The following is a 23,246-nucleotide window of genomic DNA, read 5'->3' as shown; positions in this document are numbered from 1 at the left end:
GTGCGCACTAGGCGAACTGCCTGCTTTAGATGAAATGGAAGTCCATTCTTAAAAGCAGAAATGTCGGTGTGAAATTTATTCAACTTGAAGCATATTTTTTTTAGCAGATTTTCGTATGATTTAAATTCATCTTATCTTCGTGCAGCACTAATGACATTTCATCAGTCTTCAGCTGTGAAGTAACCTGATGAAAGGGCAAAAAAAACGAACGTGAGGGCGAAAAAAGAAACAGACGAAGAGCTTCTGCAGCTCGTACGTGATCAAGATAGCAGAGTTGCTTACGAAGAATTATATAAGCGATTTTACGCTGTATTACTTCGTCTAGCCTATCAAAAGATAGCGGATTTTGCTGCAGCCGAAGATATTGTCCAAGACATATTATTGCAGGTCTGGAAGCGTAGGACACGTATTGTTCTAAAAGAACGACTAGCCAGCTACCTTGCCAAGGCAGTTAAATATAAAGTGTTGGATATCATTGCTAAGAATAAGAATAAAGACCTCTACCTTTCCGCTGTGGGAGATGAATTGACAGGTATCATTTCCAATACGGATTATGCAGCCCGAGAATCTCTGTTTAAAGAATATATCGACGAAGAGTTAAGCAAACTGCCTCCACGTATGCGGGAGACTTTTTTGCTGAGTCGCGAAGAAGGCTTAACGCACGAGGAGATCGCTTCCCAACTAGGCATTTCTATACATACCGTCTCTACCCATATCACAAAAGCGATCTCGATTCTCAAAAAAAAGCTGTTGATTAACAGCTTTTTAGTGATTATTTCTTAAGCAGCATACTTGTTCCATCCTATCTGGACGACATAATATAGACAACAGGGACCAAGAAAGCCTTATTGTACTGATATTATGAAAGGACAAAATCACATATTTAAAAAATTTATAAAGGGTACGCTTTCTCTTGTCGAGCTATCCATAGTGATGCGTTGGCTAGATCGCTTTCGGCATCCGGAGTCTCGTGAATTGACAGAGGATGAAATCCATGATTCTCTGGCACGGTTTGAACAACGTGTCGATAGAGAAATTCAAGGCCCCCGAGTTTCTTATGTCCCCTATGCCGCCGCCGCCTTACTCTTGTGTTTTCTTTCCATAGGGGTATACTATTTCTCGGGGGAAGGTGATGGCGAAGCATCTTTGGCTGCAGTAGGCCCAGCAGAGGGGAAAGCAGTGCTGACGCTGTCCAATGGCGAACAATTATCGGTAGGAGCTACACTGCAGGATACAGTCTTAGGAGATTATGGTATACATGTATTGCAGGATGAAGAATATGGGCTGACGATTGCACAGGGGGGGATTGTTGATGAAAAGCGGCAGGCAATACTTTATCATACGGTCAAAACTCCCTATGGAGGCGTAGTGCGTTTGCAATTGGAAGACGGTACAGTAGTCGATCTCAATGCAGGTAGTACGATTCGTTTTCCGAATACATTCGAGGGGAACGATTATCGGGAGATATACCTAGAAGGGGAAGCTTTTCTCGCGGTACAGCGGGATGAGAAAAAGCCTTTTATCGTGCGTGCAGCTCAGCAATCTGTAGAGGTTTTAGGCACACGGTTCAGTATTAATACACAGAAAATCGAGGTCACCAAGACGACCTTGCAGGAAGGCAGTGTACGCGTCTTTTCGTCCAGTGATCCCAGCACTACCTTGACATTGGTACCAGGGGAGCAGGCACTTTTTACTGCAAAAGGACTGTACAAGAAAAAAGTAAACCTGGATAAAGAACTCGATTGGAAAAATAATGACTTCTATTTTGAAGATTCTTCTATTGGAGAGGTTATGGACAAGATTGCCCATTGGTATGATGTGGATGTAGCGATCAGTCCAGCCCGGTCTAAGGTTCGTTTTACGGGGATTATTTCGCGTAAACGCAGTTTGAAGGAGGTATTGGACTTCCTGTCGAACACAGAAAAGATGACCTATAAACTCAAAGAAAGGAGGCTTTATGTAGAGTAGAACTTGTACCTGATAAACGTGAATTTTTTTTAAAGAATATATAAATAATAACTAACCTTTATGATAAAGACCAAATATCGCATAGCAAAAGTTCTCTTTTGCTTGGGATTACCTGCGCTTCTTTTGTCCCACTCTGTGGCTGAGGCGCAACGATTAACCATCCAGATTAAAAATGGATCACTGACCGATCTTTTTAAGGAAATACGTACGCAGACCAAGTATGATTTCATCTATGGCAACGATGTACTCCGTGTAGCTAATAAAATCAATGTTTCTGTCAAAAATGGAAGCATTGATGATATCTTGAAAAGCAGTTTTGAGGGACAGGCCTTAACCTATACCATTGATAAAAATATGGTCGTTGTTAAGTTGAAGCCTGTTGCGGAAGATGCGCCACTAGACCATAGTAAAGAAAACAAACAGCAACAGTTTTCCTTTTCAGGCCGGGTGGAGGATAAGGATAGTAAGCAACCGATTGCTGGAGCTACGATATCCTTCAGACATGGCAGTAACAAAGGGCAGGTGCAAACCGATGCCAATGGACGTTTTACCATTCCGAATTTGGAAAATGGCACTGTATCCTATACCGTCAGTATGGTGGGGTATGGTACACAGACATCGGCTGTTACCATTAAAGGGAGCAATGTTTCTGCCGAGACCATTCAGCTTGGTATGGCCAATGGAGAGCTCGATCAGGTCGTAGTGACCGCATACGGACAGTCTAAGGTGCGCGATGTCACGGGGTCCATAGCTCGTGTCACGGCCAAAGATTTAGAGAATGCGCCTATGGGAGCGACCGTGCAGTCAGCTTTACAAGGGCGGGCTGCGGGAGTCAATGTGGTGATGCAATCGGCTTCGCCCACCTCACCGATCAGTGTCGTGATCCGTGGCGCATCATCGCTGTCGGGTAGCAATCAGCCCCTATGGATTATTGATGGTGTTCCAGACTATTCCAACAATACTTCTGGAGATGTCAGCAATACGCTCTACAATCTTAATTTGAATGACGTAGAGAGCATCGATATCTTAAAAGACGCTTCTGCGACGGCATTGTACGGCTCGCGTGCGGCCAATGGAGTCGTTATTGTTACTACGCGCAAAGGCGTGGCCAACATGAGCCCCACGATCGAGTTTTCTAGCCGTTTTGGCTTGGCCAAGCAGGATTTTAACGGATTCAAATATATGAATGCCGAGGATTATAAGAAATTTGCTTTTGCTGCAGCTGTCGAAGAAGCCTATAATAGAGGGACCTTCGATTACTTTACCCGTCAGTATTTGGATGAGCAGGCGTTCTTCCGTTTGAATACCAGCGAGTTTGACAAGAGCAACTACAGCCCACTAGCGACAGCTTTTCATAAGGGAAGTACCAACTGGGTTAAGGAAATGACCCAAAGTCCGTGGAATAAGGATTATGATTTGGGATTACGCGGGGGTACCAACAACTTGGTATATTACCTATCGTTGAATCACGGTGATTATCAGGGAGTAGTTAAAGGCGGGCAGAGCAAGCAATTTGGTGGCCGATTCAATATGGAAGCCAAATTGAGCAAAGGTTTGAAATTTGGAATGAATATCAACGGCTCCACCCGTAAAACGGACGATAAAGACGCCATGCTGGAGAAGATTTACAGGATTAGGCCCGATATGCCCATGTACAATGAGGACGGTACGATCTATACCCATGATTATTACACCGAGAATCCATTGACTACCTTGGCGAATACGAAAGAGGGGCGTATGGAGAACTTCACCGGAACGGGTTTTCTAGAATGGGAAGCGTTTCGAGGCATGATACTTAGGACAGCCTATACTTCAGGCTATGTCAATTCTCAGAATTTAGAATTTAATAGAAGAGGTACGGCGTATAAGAACGATGCAGAGCGCAAATGGACCAATCAACGTAACGTTACTTCGGTTTGGGAAAATACAGCGACTTTTGCGCGTACTTTTGGCAAGCATGATGTATTGGCTATGGGGGGCTTTTCGATGGAGAGCTTCAAAGGCAATGAATACGGGATGAATGCGAGTAAGTTTCCGGACGATGATATTCTGATCAATTTTGGCTCAGCAGCCACACGTGGTATGTTGAAAGAAAACTACGAATGGAACGCTTTGGTATCTCAATTTGCCAGAGCGCATTACAAATACAATGAAAAATACATTATATCCGGTACGATACGCCGCGACGGTTCTTCCCGTTTTGGACCAGGCAAGCGCTGGGGAATATTCCCTTCCGGAGCATTTGCATGGCTTGTCCATGAGGAAAAGTTTATCAAGGAAAACTTCTCTGAGCAGCTTTCTTACCTTAAGCTGAGAGCTTCGATTGGACTGGCAGGTTCACAGAATCTAAAGAACTATGATTGGCAGACACGCGTGGCCTCTACTACTTATAATGACAGTCCTGCTATTGTACCAAGTAGTTTAGGTAATATTAACTTGCAGTGGGAGCAGGCCAAGATGACCGATATAGGTTTGGATTATGGTATCTGGGGCGAGCGGATCCGTGGATCGATTGGATATTATCAGAAAGTGACAGATCACCTGATTAATCAACAACCTATTCCTACCAGTTCGGCATTCAAAGACATTGCTGCCAATGTGGGGACAATGACCAATAGGGGGGTCGAGTTCGATATTACGGCCGATGTATACAAAAAGCAGGATATGAAAGTGAGTGTGGATTTTAATATATCGACCAATAAAACCTACCTCAACAAAATCAATGAGTCAGTCAAAGACGTGACTTTCTCTGATATGATGTATATTCAAGAAGGAGAGCGCGTGGGGCAATGGTATGGTTACAAAACTTATGGTCGTCTTTTTGTAACTCAGGAAGAAATCATTGCGCTTCAGGGGCAGTCAGAGACCGGAGCCAAAAGCTATTATCGAAATAATCGAGAGTCTATGGGCGACCTTTATATGCAGGACCTTAATGGCGATGGAGAGATCACCAAAGAAGACCGTACTATCATCGGGAACGCCGATCCAAAACTTTTCGGAGGCTTTGGGGCGACCTTTATTTATAAAGGATTACGGCTTAATGCGCAATTTACCTATGCTTACGGTAACAAGCGGTTGTGGGATTTACCACGGAATAACTCGGGCAATACGGGCAACTATAACCAAAGTTATCAGATCGGCGGACAGAGTGCGACTTTCTTAAACCCTTATGAGGCTACTTTACCTCGCGCATTGCCTTACGGTGATGGAGAGAATAGTGTATTCTCCGATTTTTGGCTGTACGATGCTTCTTACATTCGGCTTAATGCATTAAACCTGGCTTATCGACTACCCGGCAAGCTTTTCGGAGAGAACTTGTTGCAAGGTGTAGATCTTACCTTCCAGGTGTCCAACCTGTTTACATTGACACGTTATCCAGGCTTTGATCCACAGGGCAACTGGTCGAGTTCTAAGGTAGGAACAGGAATGGGGATTGACAATTCGACCTATCCGTCTTCAAAAACATTCAATTTCGGTGCAAAATTTACATTTAAATAATATGAGATACTTATATATCGGGCTTCTCTTCGCGGCAGGCTTATTACAATCTTGCGAAGGTTTTTTGGAAGATGAGCCAAAATATGCGTTAACAGACAAGAATTCTATCACAGATTATGAAAAAGCCAAAGCCGCAATCGGAGGGATTTATTCCAGGACGCAAACTGGCGAGTGGTCTGGCGACCTTTACGTAAGGCTGGCTTCAAAATCAGGTCTTTACAAGTATGGTGATCAGGATTATGAAATGTCCTACAGGGAGCAGGATTTTAAAAATGAAAGGATTTGGCCTAACTTTTATAATGCCTTGAATGCGGCCAATTTTGCCATCAGCGGTATCGAGAAACTCGATGTGGCCAAATTTCCTTCAGCCGAAGCGAAGGACAATCTGATTGCCGAGGCTAGGACTCTTCGGGGATGGATAAATCTAAATATTCTGTTGAACTTTGGTCACTGGTGGGCTGAGGATGCCTCTGCATATGGATTGGTGTATAGAGATCAGCAATCAGATTTAAGCAATGTACAGCAGCCTAGAGTTAGCGTTGGCGAAAGCTATCAGCGTATTATCCAAGATCTGGATTTTGGTATTTCACACGGAGCGGTTTTCAAAAGTTCCCGTTATGTATCCAAGCAGTTTGCACAAGCTATCAAAGCAAAACTCTTGCTGTACCGGGGAGCGGCATTGGGTGATAATACAATGCTTACCGAATCCCTCGATTTAGTCAATTCGATACTCACACAGAGCCCCTCTGCGTTTGCGATGGAAGCCAAGTTGGAAGATGTTTATATTAAGGCTTGGGATACCAATGAGTCATTATTCTCCATGTATTTAGAGAACAATGGTAATAGGACGTTTTATGCGGGCTACGTCTACACAAAAGGCGTAGTAAGCAACGGTACACGATTGCCATTGGCTCCTGGTGTAGAGCTTACAGCAGGCTTGCAGTATGGTGCAGATTGGTACAAGGCCGATCCGCGCTGGCCTATCGTCACTGGCCCCGTACGCTCGGGCGAGACTTGGGATGAAACGAAGTATCACACCTTCAAAAAAGTATGTCGCCTTGGCGCAGTTGCAGGACTTCAGGCCACTCCTGTGGACGAGAAATATACCGTTTATCACTTTCGTTATCCAGAGTTGTATCTGATGAAATCCGAATTGCTGGCCCGTACAGGAGCTTCGATCACAGAGGCATTGGCACCGATTAATCAGATGCGTGCCAAGCGCGTATCTCCGGTTCTTCCTGCGCTTCAGGCGACATCAAAAGATGAGCTTATGGACCTTATCTTTAAAGAGATCGTCATGGAGACTTTTCTAGAGAATGGTTCTGAGTTTTTTGCCACCCTGCGGTTTCAGAAAGATGGAAAGCCCTACATCGAGACTATCAAAGATGATGTACAGTTTCAGCAGAATAGAGTATGTTATCCCATACCAAAAGAGGAGATCCTTGCTAACAAATTGATTAAACAAAATCCAGAATTGAACTAACGCTATGTTTACGACAAAAACAACATATTTGCTCCTAGGGGTGTCTTTACTTTTGGGAAGCTGTAGCAAAGAAACCAAAGACTCCCTTCTTCCTTATCCAGAGGATATCACATTCAATGAGTTGGAGATGGATCGGTTCTCTTTCAGATTTATAGAGGGAGCACAGTCAGGATCGGACAAAGCTGGCTTTGTCAGTTTTTCCGGCAAGCGCCTGCCTTCAGGTGATTTTGAAGGGTTTGCACTGTCCAATAAAAACTACCGCTCTTACCCTTGGTCGTTGAGCCATACCTTCGGTACGCCTACTTTGACAGGAGAATCTCGTCAAGCAGCAATAGACTCCACGCTCTTTTCGGTATTTACCAATGTGCCCAATCGCACGGAAAATTATCTTGTAGGTAATGCCGCTAATGATAAAGCTGTAATCAATATCAAGACACCTGCCGAAGTAGAACACGTACTAGTCGCCAATACCACCTATGGTTATTTGCAGACATTTTATGGATCTACCTATTCCGGAACACTTGATAAGGTGACCCAAGCTTACAATCCGACAGGGACCAAGGTGCGTAATCCGCTGAATCCAAATACATCTACTACAATGTACGGTGTGTTTTACTTGCCACAGATACAAGGCCCAGATCTGATCCGTCTCGACGGTTATGTGGCCCTTCAGAAGGACAAGGCTGGCAATGAAGCCAAGCAAGCGGCACTACAGGCCGGCAAAACTGCCGAGGAGGCACAGGCGGCTTATGATAAAGCATCTGCCGAGCGAGTCCTGGGGCAGGTCAAATTGATTATTGAAGGGTATTCTGGAGGTAATAAAGTAGGCGAAGTTACGCACTTGCTGGCTGTCCGTAAAGGGGTGGATCCCAATAATCCGACGCATGAGTATACCCAGAATAACTGGGTAGCTGTAGGGTTACGCAGCCTGGGTAAAGTGGATCAGCTTCGTTTCAAGATGGATGGTGATTACCGCGATACGCAGGGCACATTGCTCACACCGCAGTACTTTTGCCTAGACGGTATCCGGATCAAAAAATAGTACATGTTCTTTGAAAGTGCCTGATCATATCAGGCACTTTCTTATGACACAATCAATACCTATATGTTACATTTAAAATACATCATACTCAGTATATGTCTCCTTTTTATGGGGCATTCTGGCTGGTCACAAGGGATTGTTTTTCATACCAATCTCGAAGAAAGTTTAAAAGAAGCCAAACAACAGAAAAAGCTCGTATTTGTCGATTTCTATACCTCTTGGTGTGGACCTTGTAAGGCTTTGTCGGCCAATGTTTTTCCTCAGCAGATCGTAGGCGATTTCTATAATGAAAAATTTATCAGCGTTAAGATCCAATGTGATGACAGCGGCTATGGAGTCGCATTAGGAAAACAGTACAAAGTAGCAGCTTATCCTACCTTAATGTTTTTGGATGGCAATGGTGATATTGTACATTCCACAGCCGGTGCGCCAGATGCCCAGGGGTTGATTGAGCTGGGAAAGACCGCCCTGGATCCTCAAAAAAATCAGCTGTCGCTCCTCAAGGAATGGGATTCAGGCAATAGAGAAGAAGCCTTTATGCGTAAATACTTCAGCTCCCTGATGCGTGCCTATCAGAATGCAAAAGCACATGATGATTTTGAACAGTACTTTGCGACATTGTCCAAAGCAGAAAAGGCAAGCAGCTTTACTTTTGAGTTGATGCAGACGGTCAAAGAGCTTCCCTTTTCACCTGCTTTCGATTATTTAGAGCAAAATAAAGCGGACTATTACCAGACTGTCGGTAAAGGAAAAGTTGATAGCACGATTGCCAAGAGCTACCTATGGTATCTCAAGAATCTACAGTATGGGGGCATGATGAATAAAGATCTTACCGAGTTCAATACCAAGCTGGCACAATTTAAAGCTAAGAATTACCCGTATTACGACGAGTATGTCGCATTCTACGATGTTTTTGATTTTAAAAACAGCGACAACAAAAGCGATGCTGAAATCTTTATGACAAAGGGAACCGCCTTTTTAGCAAAATATGGGCTGAACAACGATGATTATACGATATCTTTAACGATGATGCTAGCCAATTTGATCTGGGGCAAAGATAAAGGTGTCGCTGGTATCGAATGGATGGAGCGTCTGGTCGATCGAAATCCAGATGTACGCTATTTAGACAGTTATTTTCATATCCTGTTCCGTAATTTACGTTGGGATCAGGCGTTGGAGGTTGCGCAGCGGATTAAAGAAGAACAGATAAAGCAGAATCGCTCCACCAAGGATATTGATCAAAAGATTCAAAGTATTGCTGATGCCCGCCTTAAATATGGCGGTTAGCGAAGAGTCAGCAATTGTATAAATAAAACACGCCTGCGGTTATTAATCACAGGCGTGTTTTATTATCGATGTCTCTTTCCAAAAGTCCAGCAATATGCCTACGGGATCCCGACCCCTTACGCCATGCAAGATATATTTTAGTAAGCTATTTGCATTTTCTTCTCAGAAAAAACTTTCATGATTCCTTTGGCTCACCAACAGATATGAACCGATCCCGATGTTATCGGGGAGCTCTTGAATGCCAATACAAAAGGAAATCATTATGAAAAAAGTTCTTGATGGCCTCTGAAAAATATACGCTTTCAGAAAAAATAGGGAAAGACCATAAAGCAAGACAAAAATTGGATAGGTAACCACATACAAGAATACATATCCGTGTTTGGAAGTATATCCCAAAATCCATTCTATCGCATCAAAAGATAGAAAAAATGCCGTGTAAAAAATAGCTGGAACAACGATGATTCCTAGCCAAAAAAAATATTTTCTACTTTTCGGATAGTTTGACATCAACTTTACATGCAGTAGAACCATGCCGATCAGTAGCAGAGAGGCAATACCTATAGGATGTAGCCATAATACTATTTTGCCTGCCAGACTGGTTTTATGATTGATCACGATATCCAGATCTTTGTCCGTTGTATGTAAAGTCCACTTTGCTGTATCTGTATCGTATTCAGGTTTTCCGAGATTAGATTCGGTGAGTTCAGCCAGGCCGTTCAGATGCAGGCGGACTTGTATGGGACCAAATGACTTCCAGAACTTTGACGGATAGAGCGAATATTTTAGACTATAGTTTCTTAGGAAGCCATAGGTATCCGATCCAAGATCCGTTTCATATTCGATGTAAACTTCATTCTTGCCCTCCTGTAGTGGCGCATTAAAATAGATCAGATCGTCCAATCTGACAGCAATACCTTCGTTTTCTGCATAAGCTATGCTGTAGGATAAATCGTCGGTCGCTTCTTTTAGTTTTGAAATGAACGGGAACTTTGTGTAATTGAGTGGAGTGAGCTCTTGATTAGAAATCGTCTTGCCGTTTACCTTGATCCGGTGGCTAGGCGATCTGTATAGCGCCAAAAACAATAGTGGAAGCTGTACTTTGTCAGGCGATTGGATGGTATAGCGCACCTTAAATACAGCGTGAAGGTTATTCTCCAACGAGTCCTTTCTGATATCAATATCAATTACTTCATCCAGTACGCTATAATTGCCATTGCCATACATCGTCGCATTGCGGCTGCCTTCAAAATAAGGTTGTGCCATGTTTGCCTGGAGCATATATGGTATTAAGATGAACCAGGATAAACATAGTCCGTATATCGAATTTTTGAACGAGTCCATAGCGAATATTCTCCAAATCATTTTTCTAAAATAATCGGTTTTTTCAAATATTTTCTGAGCCGTTTACAATTCGTCGGTTAAAAACCAATAATCGCTTTCATCATGTAGCGATTGTTGATCGTAACGATAATTTAGCAGAACCTACATCTTTCCAAAAAGCTTATTGATATCCTTCTCGTTTAATCTATGGCTTAACATCTTTTGATAAGGAGCGCTTTTATACGCGTGGCCTATTCTCAATACGCGTCCACCGATTACCCTGTCATAGTACAGAAAGAGGTAGGAGTCCCCTAGATCCATTTTGATAGGAAGCTCTGCTTTCTCCTTAAAGCCATCTATGATTTCACCAAAGGCTATTTCATCCTTTTCTTCGGAGGCATTGCGGTAATATATTTTTTTCTGCCCATTTTTTAATTCGAGACTACCTATCTCATATGTCGTATTCTTTCCGGATCGGTATATCTCACGCTCGACTTCTTCTACTATACGCAGTTGTCCATAAGCAACCTGAATGATACCAACTGCCAGTAGCAGGAATAGTATAAAATAATTTGACTTCATGATGGTGTTTTTTCTCTAATAGCCGTCGGGCTGTTGTGTTTTCCGCATGATAAATACGATACCGTCCAGTGCACCCGCATCGGTAGAGTGCGGGTGTTGTTTTGCTATGGTCTCTACCAGTTCGAAGTTCTTTTCTGCCATATAATTGAGTATCGCTGCGTGCGATTCTTTGTTGTATAGCTAGTCAGAGAGACGGTTTCCCTCTTCCTGCTGCTCGGGCTTGTCGCCGAGGTCAACATTTACCTTTAGCTTTTTTGACAGGGTTTTATTGCTCACCGTCACATAAGCATATGTAACCGATATTTTAGGACTTGTTGCTTTTTGTTCCTGTGCCAGAGTGGTGAAGCCTATTGTCGTCGTTAAGAGTATTAATAGTAGTCTTTTCATATCTTTTTTACTTATGTTCGCTGTTGCCTTGTAATTCAACACAGCTGACACCCGGTCAATCTAAAGATACAAAGTTTTATCAGTTTTAATTCAAGGTGCTTGCTAGCCCTTTGAAACACGTTCCTCTTCCAATAAATCTTTTTTGCATAACTGTATCTTTGAGAGCAGTGTCGGTAGAGCTGATTTAAACCAAACCGTATAATGCGATGGGTTCTCCATTATGTCCGAAAGTATTGCATTTGTACCCATCCATTTATAGTCTTGAACTTCCTCTTGATTTGGGACGGGATCTTGGTTAGAATAACCGATAAAAATGTAATCCAATTCGTGTTCTGTCAGATTATTCTCGACAGGAGCATGATATATAAATGAAAATACAAATGATAGATCAGTATGCAGCCCCATTTCATAGTCCAGGCGTTCTATGGCGCTAGTACGTACATCTTCCTCCCATTGGGGATGCGAACAACAAGTGTTTGTCCATAGACCACCGCCATGATATTTATTTTTAGCTCTTTGCTGTAAGAGCAGTTCTCCTTTATCGTTAAAAATAAAAACAGAGAAGGCCCGGTGCAGCTTACCTTGCTGATGTGCGAGTATCTTTTCCATTTCTCCGGTAGCATTATCATTCCTGTCTACAAGTACAACTTTATTTCTTTCCATATATCTATTTTTATCGAACGGATTTTCTGAGAAAAATATAAATGCCAATATTTAGAAATATGAATACCGCCAGACTTAATGCCGTAGCTACAACAACTGAGTTAACTTGTTGATTGGCCACCGCGATTGCAATGAACGCCCATACAGCAACTAGAGCAAATACAGGCATGTGTTGCTTCCATATCATATACAAGTGGACAGAGGCTGCAATAATGATCATGATTGCCGTCCAGACAGTTTCCGAAATACCAAAGCCGTTCCATTCTACTTTTTTTAACCAAAAGGCAGTGTTGGCAATCAAAGCTACTGAAATCCAACCAGCATATAGTTGAAATGGCAATTGTCGAAGAAGCCATGTTTTCACGCTGCAATTTTTTATTTCGGGTTTTGTTTTTTGTATTATGATCAATAATGAGGCAAAAATTAAAAGCATTAAAATTATAGAAATGAAGGTATAGCCATACATCCATGTGACTACCCACAAGCTGTTGGCGACAGAGGATACAACAAACCACCATCCGATAGCTAAAACCACCTTTTCTTTCTGACTAGCCCTTTTCGTTCCAGGACCATAGTAAATCACAAAACCCGTCAATGCCAAATAAATAATACCCCAGATAGAAAAGGCATATCCTGCAGGTGTAAACAGCGTTTGATGTTTTGCCGATATACTCGCCATTGTTTCGCCATTTAAAAATCCCAAGTTAGACAAATAACTAATAGAGACAGTGAGTAACAGAGCGGCAATATTTAATATTCCAAGACTTGTTTTCATAGCTTGTTAGTTTAAATAATTTATGATTTTCTAGTGCTGGTTTGCGTTTCTAGTCTCTTTTAAACCTTTTGAAAAAATATAAGATCAAAAGGAATTGGGTATAACCATATACAGCATCTTCGATCGGTATTGTGAGTATTCTTATGCCCAAGAAGTCGTCAGGATTGTAATTTACGATAGGAGATTCCAAGCCTGTTCCTGTCAGGACACCATTTACTGGAAAAAAACCTAACATCAAAATCGTAAAAACAAGAGAAGCTTTGGCAATCCAATCTGCTTTGACAATGAAATGGAGATATATTAAGGTTGCAATCGTAACTACAGCAGTGGTTAGGGTATAAATTCTGTCGTGATATAACAGAGCTATCACCGCGCATACAATTACACTCACAAAAATGATTAAATTATTAAATCCCGAGAGCCATTCTAATTTGAAAAACTTATCGAAACAGAAATAAGTGAATACACAGGAAAACGGGATAAAAATAAAGAATAGCCATTCTTCTATCGGTAATCCTGCAATCACTATTCCGAGCGTATAATCCGTATTAAACCACCAGACCCCTTTGGCCGTAAACCAGATATCCCATGTGATAAAAGGAATGGCTACCAGAACAGCGGCTTTCAAAAATGCACCGAAATGCAAATTAAAAAGTAATCTCCGATCAAAAGATGCGACAAAGCAAATGATGACCGTGAAAAATAATATCAATGCGTATGTATATGCTATCATTTTTTACGAGCATTTAAAACTATCTTGAAATACTTAAACGGCACATATAGAAATCCGAAACATTCACCTCCTTCTTTTCCCATATGCTTGTGATGTTGTTTGTGTGCCCTACGAAGCGCTAAGAAATAAGGGTTTGTGGTGCGTGCGAAATATTTAAGCCGTTGATGAATAAAAATATCGTGCACAAAAAAATAAGTCATTCCATACAGCATTATTCCCAGGCCTATATAAAAAAGATGATTGAAATGCTCTAATGAGCCAAAGTACATCAGCGCTATGGTGGGCAATGCAAATATCACGAAAAACAAGTCGTTTTTTTCCAGGTTGCCCGCAGTGGTATGGTCGTGGTGGTCTCTGTGCAGGCTCCAAAGAAAACCATGCATGATATATTTATGTATCAGCCAGGTTGCCCCTTCCATCAGCACAAATGTTGACAATACGATTAGTACATTCATCCAGAGTTATATTTTAAATTTTTGTTCTAATACTCGGTAGCGGAAATCAAAAATAGACTCCAGTTTATTTCTTACAAATGTCTGGTGTGCGATGGCCCCTAGCATCCCCCAGGGTAATTCATAATCTACCGTATCTTTCATCAGCACGCCATCTGCGTTGGGTATAAATTCGTGAAAATGGTTCCAATATTTATAAGGTCCTTTTTCTTGCAGATCGGTAAAACTTTTGAGGCTATCAACCTGTGTTATTCTTGTTCTCCATTTCAGCGGGATACCTAGTATCGGCGAGACCGTATAATCGATAATCATTCCTTCGTATATCGGCTCTTTCCTGAAGTCGGACAGCACTGTAAATCCCATATCATCCGGTGTGATTTTTGAGAGATTCATTGGCGATGAGAAGAAATCCCAGGCCGTTTGTATATCGCAGTGCAATTGTTGTTTTCTGTATAGTTGATGTTTCATTATCTTTTATCCAATAATAAATCAGTTCTTCCGAACGCCGGCATCATAAAAAAGCAGTTTTGTACCTAAGGTAACTTATTAACGCTACATAAGCTTTTTCAGAATTGGGCACTCTCACCCTTTTATTTAATATGTCTATGGACGATTTTCTTTTTATTTTTTTGAATAAAGACAAGTAGTATTTATAAGCCAGGTACACCCCGAATATGGAAGAACTTGGCAACTTCTTTATTCCGGTCAGTGCCACCTTAAAGTCTTCTCCAATTTCTACTTCTATCTGCGATTTAACATTATTATCAAATACCTTCATGTCGATGTTTGGGAAGTAAGAGCGTCCTAGAATATGATAGTCATCTTTCAGATCCCTCAAAAAATTTATTTTTTGAAACGCAGCCCCCAACTTCATGGCATAAGGTTTCAGCTCCTCATACTGTTGTATGTTGCCCTCTGTAAATACCTTCAGACACATCAGTCCTACCACCTCCGCCGAGCCAAAGATATACTCCTTATACCGATCAGAATTATAATCTATCTGCTGTAGATCCATTTCCATACTATGTAAGAATTGATCAATCAGACTTTTTTCGATAGCATATTTACGTACTGTTTCCTGAAACGCTTGCAAAATCGGATTCAGCGATATTTTTTCTGCTAGAGCGATATCTGTTTCCTTTTTCAATCGGTTCAGCAACTGTTTTTTATCATAACCGTGAAAGCTGTCTACGATTTCGTCCGCCAGCCTTACATACCCATAAATAGCATATACCGCTGTTCGGATCTTGGGGTTTAGAGCTAGGATCCCCAGAGAAAAGCTTGTACTGTATTTTTGCGTAGTTATCTTACTTACCGAGTAAGAGAGTTCATCAAATAGCTGTTTCATAGTACTCAGTTTTTGTTTATTTCGTTTGCTACAATTTTTCCTGATATAATCGACGGTGGTACGCCCGGTCCCGGAACAGTAATCTGGCCTGTGTAGAATAGATTTTTTAACTTTTTGTTTCTTATTTTAGGTTTTAGGACCGCCGTCTGTCCGAGCGTATTGGCCAATCCATAGGCATTACCACCATACGCATTGTAGTCAGATAGGAAATCACTGACGCAGTAGCTTTTTTTGTATTCAATTTTAGACTGCAGATTGCATAGCCCCGTAAGTCTTTCAATTCTTGAAAGCATTTCTGATAGGTATTTTTCTCTCATCGGCTCCTCATCATTTATGCCGGTGGCCAGCGGCATTAACAAAAACAGATTTTCTTTTCCTTTAGGAGCAACATTGCCATCCGTCTTAGAAGGGCAACAGGCGTAAAATAGCGGCTTCTCGGGCCATTTTTTATCTTTGTATATACAGTCTATATGTTCATCCAGTTCGTTTTCAAAAAAGAGCGTATGGTGTTTAAGATTTGGGATGGTTTCATTAATGCCCAGATAGAAGATTAGGCTAGATGGTGCAAACATCTTTTTTTTCCAATAATTGTCATCATAGTTTCTATACTCCCGTTTCAAAAGAGTTTCCGTATGATGATAATCCGAAGACGCGATCACCGCATCGTATTCATATTTTTGGCCATTTATAATCAAAGATTTTACTTCGCAGTCCTGCGCATCGATACTTTCGATAGTCTTGTTGAAGTAGAAGTTGGCTCCTTGTTTCTCGGCTATTTTTTTCATGGCCAATACCAATTCGTAAAACCCGCCCATCGGATAGTAAGTCCCCAGTGCATAGCCGCCATAGTTCATAAGACTATATAATGCAGGAATATTTTTAGGAGAGGCACCCAAGAAAATCACCGGAAATTCCATTAATGTTCTTAGTTTATCGCTTTTAAAATATCGGGATACGTAGGACCTGAAGTTGGTAAGTAAATCTAATCTTAGTGCACTTTTTGCTATCTGTATAGAAATAAATTCAGTCCAACTGTGGCATGGCTTATTCACAAAATCCTGCATCCCGACTTCATATTTAAATTTTGCCGAATGCATAAACTTTTCTAATTGCCGGCCTGCACCTTTTTCGATCTCTTCAAATACTATTTTTAGCTCTTCTATACGATCAGGAATACTAATTTTATCCTCTGCAAAAATCATCTGAAATTGTGGGTTCAGGGGTACCAGCTCAAAAAAATCAGTCGTTTTATAACCGAAGTCGGCAAAGAAACCATCCATTATATCCGGCATCCAATACCAGCTTGGCCCCATATCAAAAATATATCCCTGTCCCGTTGTAAATTGTCTGGCTCTACCTCCAGGGCGGTCGTGCTTTTCAAAAACATGTACATCATGACCGGCTTGGGCCAGATATGCCGCCGCCGACAAACCTGAAAATCCTGCGCCGATCACAGCTATTTTCTTTTTCATTATCCGATATTTTTTAAGGCTTTGTCCAACAGATATTCTGATTCTATATTTTGGTCATATATCATCCTATGAAAATCATTCAGCTTATTGAGTAGGCGGATCAATTCCATTTTTTCATTTGTGGTTAGGTCGCCTGTTACAATTTCAGTTGCTCTTCTGATTTTATCCATTTGGCCTTCCAGAGTCTGGATGCCTTTTTCTGTAATTTTTAAGACCTTACTTCTTTTATCTGTTTTCGAATCAGCCTGCTCTACCCACCCTTTTGCGATCAGGCGGTTAATAACCTGCATTCCGACAGGTTTTTCGTGCACGTTCTTTTTTATAAGGTCCATTTTTTTTATTTCACCAAAAGCTTTGAGATTAATGAGGTAAATGAAGTCTTCCTGCGAAGAAAAATCGGAACCGAAAATCGCCGATTTTGAATAGCTTTTAGCATAACGGTTCATATGTACGATCAGCGTGTTTATAACACTTTCGGGCGAGCGGCCCTTTTCTTTTCCTTCCCAATCCGGTTCAGCAGTTAGATTTTGGGGTTCATAATTTGTTGAAATCCACTTTTTGAAATCCTCGACGGTTACTGTCGATTTGTTCAGACCAACGTTTTGATCTTCAAATTCCTCTACCAAATCCAGTATATCCTTAATAAAATCGTAATTCATTTCAGAGCATTTAAGTATACAAACATACTAATTAAATTATAAAGTGGTATATTTTTATACTTATATTTTCGGTTATTTCGTTTTAATGGTCGCCCACTTGGTTATATTATAACGTACAGATAAATTCTTAAACCTCTAATCCAGAAGCTTATCGCATTTTTTTGCCTTAATAAAGAAGTTTACTGGCTATATAACACCAATATTATCATCAAAAAATTAGGAAGGAATAATACTATGGGCACTCGGGAATATTTACTGGACAAGGCAAAAAAGGAAGGAATCGAGAAAGGCAATCGTGAAGAGGCCGTTGCCACAGGCTTGGAGTTCAAGAAAAGGGTTTGTCTTTAGCTGATATAGCAAAAGGTGCTGCTCTTAGTCTTCAAGAAGTCGAAGAGCTCTAGAGAATAGAGGTCGTATATGAATATATTTAAGCCATTTGGGAAGACCAGATGGCTTTTACTTTTTAACCTCTTTTGGTTTTCTTCTGAAGTTGGCTCGTTTTTATTTTGCTGGTTTATCTTTTTTGGAAGTCCGGGGCTTTTTGAAGATATCGTCGTCTGTTAGCGGAGTGATATATAACTGTTCGAAAGCAGTTTTGGGTTTCATATCATTCGTGGTGGCGATAGCTATGACTTCAAATGCATAGAAATCGGAGACATTGTTTGTTAATATTTTAGTCAATCTATTTGGATCTAGACCAGCTTTAGTGGCAACATCATATTGTTCAATGGTAAATTGTTTGATAAAGCTTTTTTTATCGCCATTAGTCCCTATAGGTTTTTCAGTCTCAAGTTCTTTTATTTTTATAGCTATTATCTCTTCGAAAGCTTTAACACAATCCTCATCAAAGTTTTGCGATACGATTTTGAACATATAGTAAAATACTTTACCCCCGAGACTTTCGATATTAGTGTTTAAAGCAGTTGCAATGCCCTCTTCGCTCAGTTGTGATGCAAATTGACTTTAAATTTTGTTGTGGTAATTATTGTCCAGAGAGCTTAATATATCTGCAAAGATGACTTTCCCCATTTTCTATTTCTTCTCTTCCACAGGTGATACCAAACCTATGATAGGGCGCTCGCCTTCTCCGTAAAAGTATTCGAAGAGTTGGCTGGGTTTTGTATTGAGAGCTATTGAAAGGTCATAAATTTCGTAAGCATAAAGATCTGTTGGTTCTCCTAAAGATAATCTGTTAAATCTTTTTCCTAAGAAATCTGAACTGCTACTGATTTGGTTTTGACTGTTTATGTACGGGGATATTAAGTGTTTTAGATATGTTTATAACTTTTATTAAATATGATCAAAGTTTTAGGTATGATTATAAGTTTATTGTCTTTTGTGGAAAGTTTGAAATATACCTATAGCTTTTCCAGTATTAGAATGGCATTTTTTGTGCCCGATTCTATCTTCCTTTTCTTCCGTGTGAGGGGGCAAGTATATAATTAGGATGCTTTACGTTGCCCTATTTTATAATTGTCCCTTACTTTTTAACCTCTTTTGGTTTTCTTTTGGGAGTAGCTATTATTATGTTGTTTCGCTGTCTTCCTCCTGTTTCAATCGAAGTACCCCCTTTGCCGGTTTTGGTCGTGTGGTAGCTTTGATCATTGGCAATGGGTTTTCTTGAATCAATTCAAGAAGTTTATTTACTGAGTAATTTGTATATTCAGTAGCACTTCTTGAGGAAATTTTCTGTTTTGTATAGGATAATGAAGGTATAAAGCCATCTCCTTGTTCATAGAAATCAAAGCGCAATGTAGGATAGATAGCTTTTATTTCATCTCTGATGCGATAGAATCCAATTCTATATTTTTCTATATCTTTCGTCAGGTAAAGTGCTTCAGCGATTAGTTTGTTCTTCAATTCAGATGAATATTTGTTTTCTGCTAAGTCATCTATGGCAATGTTAGTGTATAATTTGCAGGAATTGTAAATTGTAATCTGTTGGTCGAATATCTTAATCTGTACATTTGAAGAACTTGTAAAATCGTGATAAGCGGCAGGGGTGAGTATCATTTCACGGATAGCAGTATACCTCTGTATCATAATAGACTACTTGCTATATTTTAAGTAAGCGGTCATCACATGAGCGAGGACTCTAGCGAGGGGGTTTAAACATACTCAAAGCCCTGTTGGCTCCGATAATGGAATATGTCTGTATTGTAGTAATAAAAAAAATAGCTACTTTTGCCGAATTTATTGAGAGATAAATAGTATCTTTAAAGTACATAAAAACTTATAATTAAGTTGTTGTCATTAACTACAGCCCCCATCCGATGAATAAAATTGTCTTATTTGAGTATTTTTTAAAGAAACTGGTGGAATGGTATTGTGATTATTACCAATTAAATATTACCAATTTTAATGACCATCCGTATAATAATCTGAGTAAACTTAAAGTAATTAAGCTGCATTTTTTTGCATGTAGTACTAATAGTGAAGCTTTAGAGATTTTTGATGATTTCCATGCCATGCCTTATGGTCATGTCGAAAGTGGTATTTATAATCATCTAGACAATTTGCGGTTTTGCAATGTTACAAATAGTAAGCTAATCATTAATGATATGAATAGTTTTTTGAATTTTTTTCCCAAAAATTATGAGGTGATTGATGCTTGTATCGAAAGGCTACGAAATATCAATTTATCATTAATATCGTTAGAGCCATTTGAGTTGGTCGAGTTGAGCCATAAATGGTTTTCCTGGAGATATAATTTTCAAAAAGCGAGACAAAATGGAAGTTATTCTCGGCCTATTAATAGTGAATTGATACTTAAAGAAGAAAAGTTTTATAGCATATTCTAGAGTTTTATGAATAAGTCTTTAGATGTTTCTAGATTGATATCTTTTCTGGATAAGGATTTTTTTTCCAAAGATTGGCTAGAAGTGCCTCCTCAAGAGCCTTATTTGGAAGAAGCTAAGGAAATGATTGTCTTGAATATCATTTCAGCAGCAAATGAAATTTTAAAATATTATCATCTGCTATTTCTTAGTGGCGAATATGTTTTTGGAAGTGTCGAAGAGGATTTTACTACGATAGATAATTATCTTAAAGAAAGGGGGTTTGAGATAGATAATCTAGAAAATGAACAGTTAAAACTAGAGCTTCAAGCAAAATTTCAAGCCAATCTTGTCTACCCCTTTACACGGCATATTCGGCCCATAATTACCTACTTTCTCCGAGATTTAAACATTCAATTAAATTTTGAATATAAGCGAGGAATTTTTCGTGGCGATAAAGTTGCAAATAGTGGAGACGAGATGGACGAAGGTGTATTGGATTATATAGGTAGTTTTAAGAGACTCATAAAAATTCTTGGAATTGAACATTTTGGAAATTGTTTAGAAGATGATTTATTACGTGATTTTTTAGTCATTCGTAAAGAGTTTGAATACTTTTCCATAAATGAGACAATAAAAAATGCTATTCATGTCAAAGTTTCATTTCTATTAAAAAAGATTTTATATCGTAGGAGTCTTTCTAATTTAGATGCAACTGTACCTGAATATATATATTCATTTGATCAACAAGATGATGCTGTACTTGGATTGGATAGTATTGATATTGAAGATAGTTTGATTGAATGGGATGATTTAGTTAAGGTTCATTATGGATTGATTAATCAATTTAAGGCCGAGCAGAGAAAGAGAAGGAAGGAAATAGAGGCGAAAAGGCATGAGGACTATTCTTTTAAAGATTATCACGGGCTTATAAAGATTTTTAAAGATGATACTAAAATCCTGATTCAGGCCCAAAACCTATTAACTTCGTTTAATGATCGTGATAAGGATGCTCTGAAGTTCAATCATTATAGCCAAGTTTGCACGAGCGCATATATTTTCAACAACTGTATTTCATTGAAGTGCGAGGATAATTCCATTACAGTAGAAGAATTTAACAATCTTTTTTCTGAGATTAAGAATAGGCAGAATCTGGATGATGTGAGGAACTATTTTCCATGGTTGAAGTTGGCTCAAACGATGTCTGATCAAATTGATAATGTTTCTAAGCAATTGTCAGATCCTAAAAAATATAAACTATTTACAGAGCTATTGGATTTGTTCTCAAAGGTGATTGAAAAGCTTCAGGATGCCTACAGTTGGAGTAATTATAAAAAGCTTATTCCTATGCAACTTCCTTTTGATGAGTGTCTTTCTGATTATAAGATAATCGTTGATAATTTTGCAGAGGTAAGATTGTTCTTCTTTTCTTCCTTTGTTCTGCCATTGGATTATAGAAGTGTTATGCTTGAGAAAAATTTATTAGTTTCCAAAAAAAACAGCTATAAAGAGTTGCTTACTGTGTACGATAGGTTGCAATATGTTGTCGGTGAAGTTGCAGATGTGTCAGAAAAAATGCGAAAGCAAGAAAGACGATCAGTCGAGATCTTAGCAATATTTTCCGCAATGGCTCTTTTCTCTGTTGGAAGTATCCAAATTTTTGGAAATAAAAATGTGATAGAAGATCCAAATGTCTATTATAAATTTATCATGTCATTTGGGTATTCATTGGCCTTATTTGTTCTGCTTATTTGGATTATAACTAGAGATAACATCAAAAAAATTCAATATTATCATTGGATATTAATCCTAATAATTCTTATTGGGACATGTTTTGCGATTGGTTATTTTGTTGGGAGTCCGATATCTACTTTTATAAAAGAATTATTTTCATAAGAAGCCTCAATATCGAAAATTAGGAGGTTCGAGTATATTGCCAGGAATCGCAGACTACCCAAACCTCCTTATATACTCTAATTTTGGACTTCAACTTTTATAGCTTCCCATCTAAGGTTGGATGCTTCGTCTATTCCTCTGAGTCTTACATCCACGACATCATTACTATGTAGTCTTACATTAATGGAGCCATCTTCATTTATTGGTACTAAGCCATAGTTAGTGTTGTTCTTTAAAGGTAGGTTGCTGCTCGAGTTTGCTGCATGAGCATCTGGGAAAAATTTTACATCTTTAAATGCGATTACTAACAAGCATATAGCTATGATTGTCAAAATAGTTTTTGTGTACTTATCCGTTTTCATTTATTATTGGATATTACGGTTTGATTTGTGCCAGTCATTTCGGTCGGATGGTGCCAGCTATTACGGTTCAAATGATGCCACTTTAGTGGTTTAGTTTTCTTCCATCGCTCCGTTTTTTACGGTTCGAATTGTGCCACTTCAAAAAGATCGGGAAAGAATTACCTTGTCGCTCTAAATACAGCGATATGGCCAACAAACTTGATCCGATGGACTTAAAACAAATACTCACATTACATCTGGACGGTTACAGTAACCGTAAAATAGGTTCCGTTCTGGGTATTTCCCGCAATACGGTCAATACCTATATGCAGCTGTTTGCAGGCAGCGAATACTCCTTTCAGGAACTTCTGGGCTTCGAAACGTCTGCTCTGTCCGAGCTGTTCTCCTCGTATACCCCCCTGGACACCGTACGGCATAATGAGCTCATGCTTTATTTCGAAGGGGTCAACAAGGCCCGGAACCATCCCGGTTTCACTTTTCTATACCACTATCAGCAATATGTTGAGCTGGCAGCAGAACCGTACAGTTATACACAGTTTCTG

The 23,246-nt window shown here is 39.8% G+C and carries 24 protein-coding genes; 9 read left to right on the top strand and 15 right to left on the bottom strand.

Annotation, left to right across the window (positions count from 1 at the left end; genetic code table 11):
- The first annotated feature begins 210 nt into the window (after nt 1-210).
- The 6 genes from M472_RS23420 to M472_RS44260 all read left to right on the top strand — a co-directional run bounded on the left by M472_RS23420 (nt 211) and on the right by M472_RS44260 (nt 9,278).
- Nucleotides 211-783 (top strand): RNA polymerase sigma factor, encoded by a 573-nt coding sequence (locus M472_RS23420; protein WP_021068225.1) that lies wholly within the window; start codon nt 211-213, stop codon nt 781-783.
- Nucleotides 784-861: 78 nt separating this feature from the next.
- Nucleotides 862-1,968 (top strand): FecR family protein, encoded by a 1,107-nt coding sequence (locus tag M472_RS23415; RefSeq protein ID WP_021068224.1) that lies wholly within the window; start codon nt 862-864, stop codon nt 1,966-1,968.
- A gap of 60 nt (nt 1,969-2,028) precedes the next feature.
- The gene (locus M472_RS23410) at nt 2,029-5,466 is read left to right on the top strand and encodes a SusC/RagA family TonB-linked outer membrane protein (protein ID WP_021068223.1); all 3,438 of its coding nucleotides are present in this window, start codon (nt 2,029-2,031) and stop codon (nt 5,464-5,466) included.
- 1 nt (nt 5,467) lies between these two features.
- Nucleotides 5,468-6,949, top strand: coding sequence for a RagB/SusD family nutrient uptake outer membrane protein (locus M472_RS23405; RefSeq protein ID WP_021068222.1), 1,482 nt, complete (start codon nt 5,468-5,470; stop codon nt 6,947-6,949).
- Nucleotides 6,950-6,953: 4 nt separating this feature from the next.
- A complete protein-coding gene (locus M472_RS23400) occupies nt 6,954-7,991 on the top strand; it encodes a DUF4465 domain-containing protein (protein WP_021068221.1) in 1,038 nt (345 codons plus the stop codon).
- A gap of 63 nt (nt 7,992-8,054) precedes the next feature.
- Nucleotides 8,055-9,278, top strand: coding sequence for a thioredoxin family protein (locus tag M472_RS44260; RefSeq protein ID WP_081643061.1), 1,224 nt, complete (start codon nt 8,055-8,057; stop codon nt 9,276-9,278).
- 162 nt (nt 9,279-9,440) lie between these two features.
- Here M472_RS44260 and M472_RS23395 read toward each other — a convergent pair whose 3' ends face one another.
- From M472_RS23395 to M472_RS23335, 14 genes are all read right to left on the bottom strand, one after another.
- Nucleotides 9,441-10,541: a hypothetical protein gene (locus M472_RS23395; protein WP_144062597.1), complete on the bottom strand. Its 1,101-nt coding sequence runs from the start codon at nt 10,539-10,541 to the stop codon at nt 9,441-9,443.
- A gap of 219 nt (nt 10,542-10,760) precedes the next feature.
- Nucleotides 10,761-11,180 (bottom strand): hypothetical protein, encoded by a 420-nt coding sequence (locus M472_RS23390; protein WP_021068218.1) that lies wholly within the window; start codon nt 11,178-11,180, stop codon nt 10,761-10,763.
- Between the two features lie 15 nt (nt 11,181-11,195).
- On the bottom strand, nt 11,196-11,321 hold the full coding sequence (locus M472_RS45860) for a hypothetical protein (protein WP_021068217.1): 126 nt from the start codon (nt 11,319-11,321) through the stop codon (nt 11,196-11,198).
- 39 nt (nt 11,322-11,360) lie between these two features.
- The gene (locus M472_RS23385) at nt 11,361-11,567 is read right to left on the bottom strand and encodes a hypothetical protein (protein WP_144062596.1); all 207 of its coding nucleotides are present in this window, start codon (nt 11,565-11,567) and stop codon (nt 11,361-11,363) included.
- A gap of 102 nt (nt 11,568-11,669) precedes the next feature.
- Nucleotides 11,670-12,230: an isopentenyl-diphosphate Delta-isomerase gene (gene idi, locus M472_RS23380; RefSeq protein WP_021068215.1), complete on the bottom strand. Its 561-nt coding sequence runs from the start codon at nt 12,228-12,230 to the stop codon at nt 11,670-11,672.
- A 10-nt stretch (nt 12,231-12,240) separates the two neighbouring features.
- Complete coding sequence (locus M472_RS23375) at nt 12,241-13,005, bottom strand: hypothetical protein (RefSeq protein WP_021068214.1); 765 nt, start codon at nt 13,003-13,005, stop codon at nt 12,241-12,243.
- Nucleotides 13,006-13,054: 49 nt separating this feature from the next.
- Nucleotides 13,055-13,738: a lycopene cyclase domain-containing protein gene (locus tag M472_RS23370; RefSeq protein WP_021068213.1), complete on the bottom strand. Its 684-nt coding sequence runs from the start codon at nt 13,736-13,738 to the stop codon at nt 13,055-13,057.
- Nucleotides 13,735-14,193: a sterol desaturase family protein gene (locus M472_RS23365; RefSeq protein ID WP_021068212.1), complete on the bottom strand. Its 459-nt coding sequence runs from the start codon at nt 14,191-14,193 to the stop codon at nt 13,735-13,737. The genes M472_RS23370 and M472_RS23365 overlap by 4 nt, the downstream gene beginning before the upstream one ends.
- 6 nt (nt 14,194-14,199) lie before the next feature.
- Nucleotides 14,200-14,658: an SRPBCC family protein gene (locus tag M472_RS23360; protein ID WP_021068211.1), complete on the bottom strand. Its 459-nt coding sequence runs from the start codon at nt 14,656-14,658 to the stop codon at nt 14,200-14,202.
- A 43-nt stretch (nt 14,659-14,701) separates the two neighbouring features.
- Nucleotides 14,702-15,538, bottom strand: coding sequence for a phytoene/squalene synthase family protein (locus tag M472_RS23355; RefSeq protein WP_021068210.1), 837 nt, complete (start codon nt 15,536-15,538; stop codon nt 14,702-14,704).
- A gap of 5 nt (nt 15,539-15,543) precedes the next feature.
- On the bottom strand, nt 15,544-17,010 hold the full coding sequence (locus M472_RS23350; protein WP_021068209.1) for a phytoene desaturase family protein: 1,467 nt from the start codon (nt 17,008-17,010) through the stop codon (nt 15,544-15,546).
- Nucleotides 17,010-17,669: a MarR family winged helix-turn-helix transcriptional regulator gene (locus M472_RS23345; protein ID WP_021068208.1), complete on the bottom strand. Its 660-nt coding sequence runs from the start codon at nt 17,667-17,669 to the stop codon at nt 17,010-17,012. The genes M472_RS23350 and M472_RS23345 overlap by 1 nt, the downstream gene beginning before the upstream one ends.
- Nucleotides 17,670-18,170: 501 nt before the next feature.
- Entirely contained in the window at nt 18,171-18,542 is a 372-nt protein-coding gene (locus M472_RS23340) for a hypothetical protein (RefSeq protein ID WP_021068206.1), read from the bottom strand.
- 651 nt (nt 18,543-19,193) lie between these two features.
- Nucleotides 19,194-19,712 (bottom strand): ATP-binding protein, encoded by a 519-nt coding sequence (locus tag M472_RS23335; RefSeq protein WP_021068204.1) that lies wholly within the window; start codon nt 19,710-19,712, stop codon nt 19,194-19,196.
- 230 nt (nt 19,713-19,942) lie between these two features.
- Here M472_RS23335 and M472_RS23330 point away from each other — a divergent pair, with 230 nt between their 5' ends.
- Both M472_RS23330 and M472_RS23325 read left to right on the top strand, forming a co-directional pair.
- Complete coding sequence (locus M472_RS23330) at nt 19,943-20,470, top strand: hypothetical protein (RefSeq protein WP_021068203.1); 528 nt, start codon at nt 19,943-19,945, stop codon at nt 20,468-20,470.
- A gap of 6 nt (nt 20,471-20,476) precedes the next feature.
- Nucleotides 20,477-22,342: a hypothetical protein gene (locus M472_RS23325; RefSeq protein WP_021068202.1), complete on the top strand. Its 1,866-nt coding sequence runs from the start codon at nt 20,477-20,479 to the stop codon at nt 22,340-22,342.
- Nucleotides 22,343-22,419: 77 nt separating this feature from the next.
- Here M472_RS23325 and M472_RS23320 read toward each other — a convergent pair whose 3' ends face one another.
- Nucleotides 22,420-22,674, bottom strand: coding sequence for a hypothetical protein (locus M472_RS23320; RefSeq protein WP_158499847.1), 255 nt, complete (start codon nt 22,672-22,674; stop codon nt 22,420-22,422).
- Nucleotides 22,675-22,889: 215 nt separating this feature from the next.
- Between M472_RS23320 and M472_RS0122270 the strand changes: the two genes are divergently transcribed.
- Nucleotides 22,890-23,246, top strand: a 357-nt coding sequence (locus M472_RS0122270) for a sigma factor-like helix-turn-helix DNA-binding protein (RefSeq protein WP_031301203.1), incomplete at its 3' end; no start/stop codon positions are given.

It is taken from the genome of Sphingobacterium paucimobilis HER1398 (genome assembly GCF_000416985.1).
Taxonomy (GTDB): domain Bacteria; phylum Bacteroidota; class Bacteroidia; order Sphingobacteriales; family Sphingobacteriaceae; genus Sphingobacterium; species Sphingobacterium paucimobilis.
The sequence above is the reverse complement of the archived record's forward strand: the minus strand, read 5'-3'. Positions and strand labels throughout refer to the sequence as shown.

What these genes read in the sequence shown, in the direction of transcription:
- M472_RS23415 (WP_021068224.1), top strand. Translation starts at nt 862, where the DNA reads ATGAAAGGACAAAATCACATATTTAAAAAATTTATAAAGGGTACGCTT.
- M472_RS23345 (WP_021068208.1), bottom strand. Translation starts at nt 17,669, where the DNA reads ATGAATTACGATTTTATTAAGGATATACTGGATTTGGTAGAGGAATTT.
- M472_RS23405 (WP_021068222.1), top strand. Translation starts at nt 5,468, where the DNA reads ATGAGATACTTATATATCGGGCTTCTCTTCGCGGCAGGCTTATTACAA.
- idi (WP_021068215.1), bottom strand. Translation starts at nt 12,230, where the DNA reads ATGGAAAGAAATAAAGTTGTACTTGTAGACAGGAATGATAATGCTACC.
- M472_RS23330 (WP_021068203.1), top strand. Translation starts at nt 19,943, where the DNA reads ATGAATAAAATTGTCTTATTTGAGTATTTTTTAAAGAAACTGGTGGAA.
- M472_RS23340 (WP_021068206.1), bottom strand. Translation starts at nt 18,542, where the DNA reads ATGTTCAAAATCGTATCGCAAAACTTTGATGAGGATTGTGTTAAAGCT.
- M472_RS23375 (WP_021068214.1), bottom strand. Translation starts at nt 13,005, where the DNA reads ATGAAAACAAGTCTTGGAATATTAAATATTGCCGCTCTGTTACTCACT.
- M472_RS45860 (WP_021068217.1), bottom strand. Translation starts at nt 11,321, where the DNA reads ATGGCAGAAAAGAACTTCGAACTGGTAGAGACCATAGCAAAACAACAC.
- M472_RS23370 (WP_021068213.1), bottom strand. Translation starts at nt 13,738, where the DNA reads ATGATAGCATATACATACGCATTGATATTATTTTTCACGGTCATCATT.
- M472_RS23390 (WP_021068218.1), bottom strand. Translation starts at nt 11,180, where the DNA reads ATGAAGTCAAATTATTTTATACTATTCCTGCTACTGGCAGTTGGTATC.
- M472_RS23385 (WP_144062596.1), bottom strand. Translation starts at nt 11,567, where the DNA reads ATGAAAAGACTACTATTAATACTCTTAACGACGACAATAGGCTTCACC.
- M472_RS23355 (WP_021068210.1), bottom strand. Translation starts at nt 15,538, where the DNA reads ATGAAACAGCTATTTGATGAACTCTCTTACTCGGTAAGTAAGATAACT.
- M472_RS23400 (WP_021068221.1), top strand. Translation starts at nt 6,954, where the DNA reads ATGTTTACGACAAAAACAACATATTTGCTCCTAGGGGTGTCTTTACTT.
- M472_RS44260 (WP_081643061.1), top strand. Translation starts at nt 8,055, where the DNA reads ATGTTACATTTAAAATACATCATACTCAGTATATGTCTCCTTTTTATG.
- M472_RS23395 (WP_144062597.1), bottom strand. Translation starts at nt 10,541, where the DNA reads ATGGCACAACCTTATTTTGAAGGCAGCCGCAATGCGACGATGTATGGC.
- M472_RS23335 (WP_021068204.1), bottom strand. Translation starts at nt 19,712, where the DNA reads ATGATACAGAGGTATACTGCTATCCGTGAAATGATACTCACCCCTGCC.
- M472_RS23365 (WP_021068212.1), bottom strand. Translation starts at nt 14,193, where the DNA reads ATGAATGTACTAATCGTATTGTCAACATTTGTGCTGATGGAAGGGGCA.
- M472_RS23360 (WP_021068211.1), bottom strand. Translation starts at nt 14,658, where the DNA reads ATGAAACATCAACTATACAGAAAACAACAATTGCACTGCGATATACAA.
- M472_RS23325 (WP_021068202.1), top strand. Translation starts at nt 20,477, where the DNA reads ATGAATAAGTCTTTAGATGTTTCTAGATTGATATCTTTTCTGGATAAG.
- M472_RS23350 (WP_021068209.1), bottom strand. Translation starts at nt 17,010, where the DNA reads ATGAAAAAGAAAATAGCTGTGATCGGCGCAGGATTTTCAGGTTTGTCG.
- M472_RS23410 (WP_021068223.1), top strand. Translation starts at nt 2,029, where the DNA reads ATGATAAAGACCAAATATCGCATAGCAAAAGTTCTCTTTTGCTTGGGA.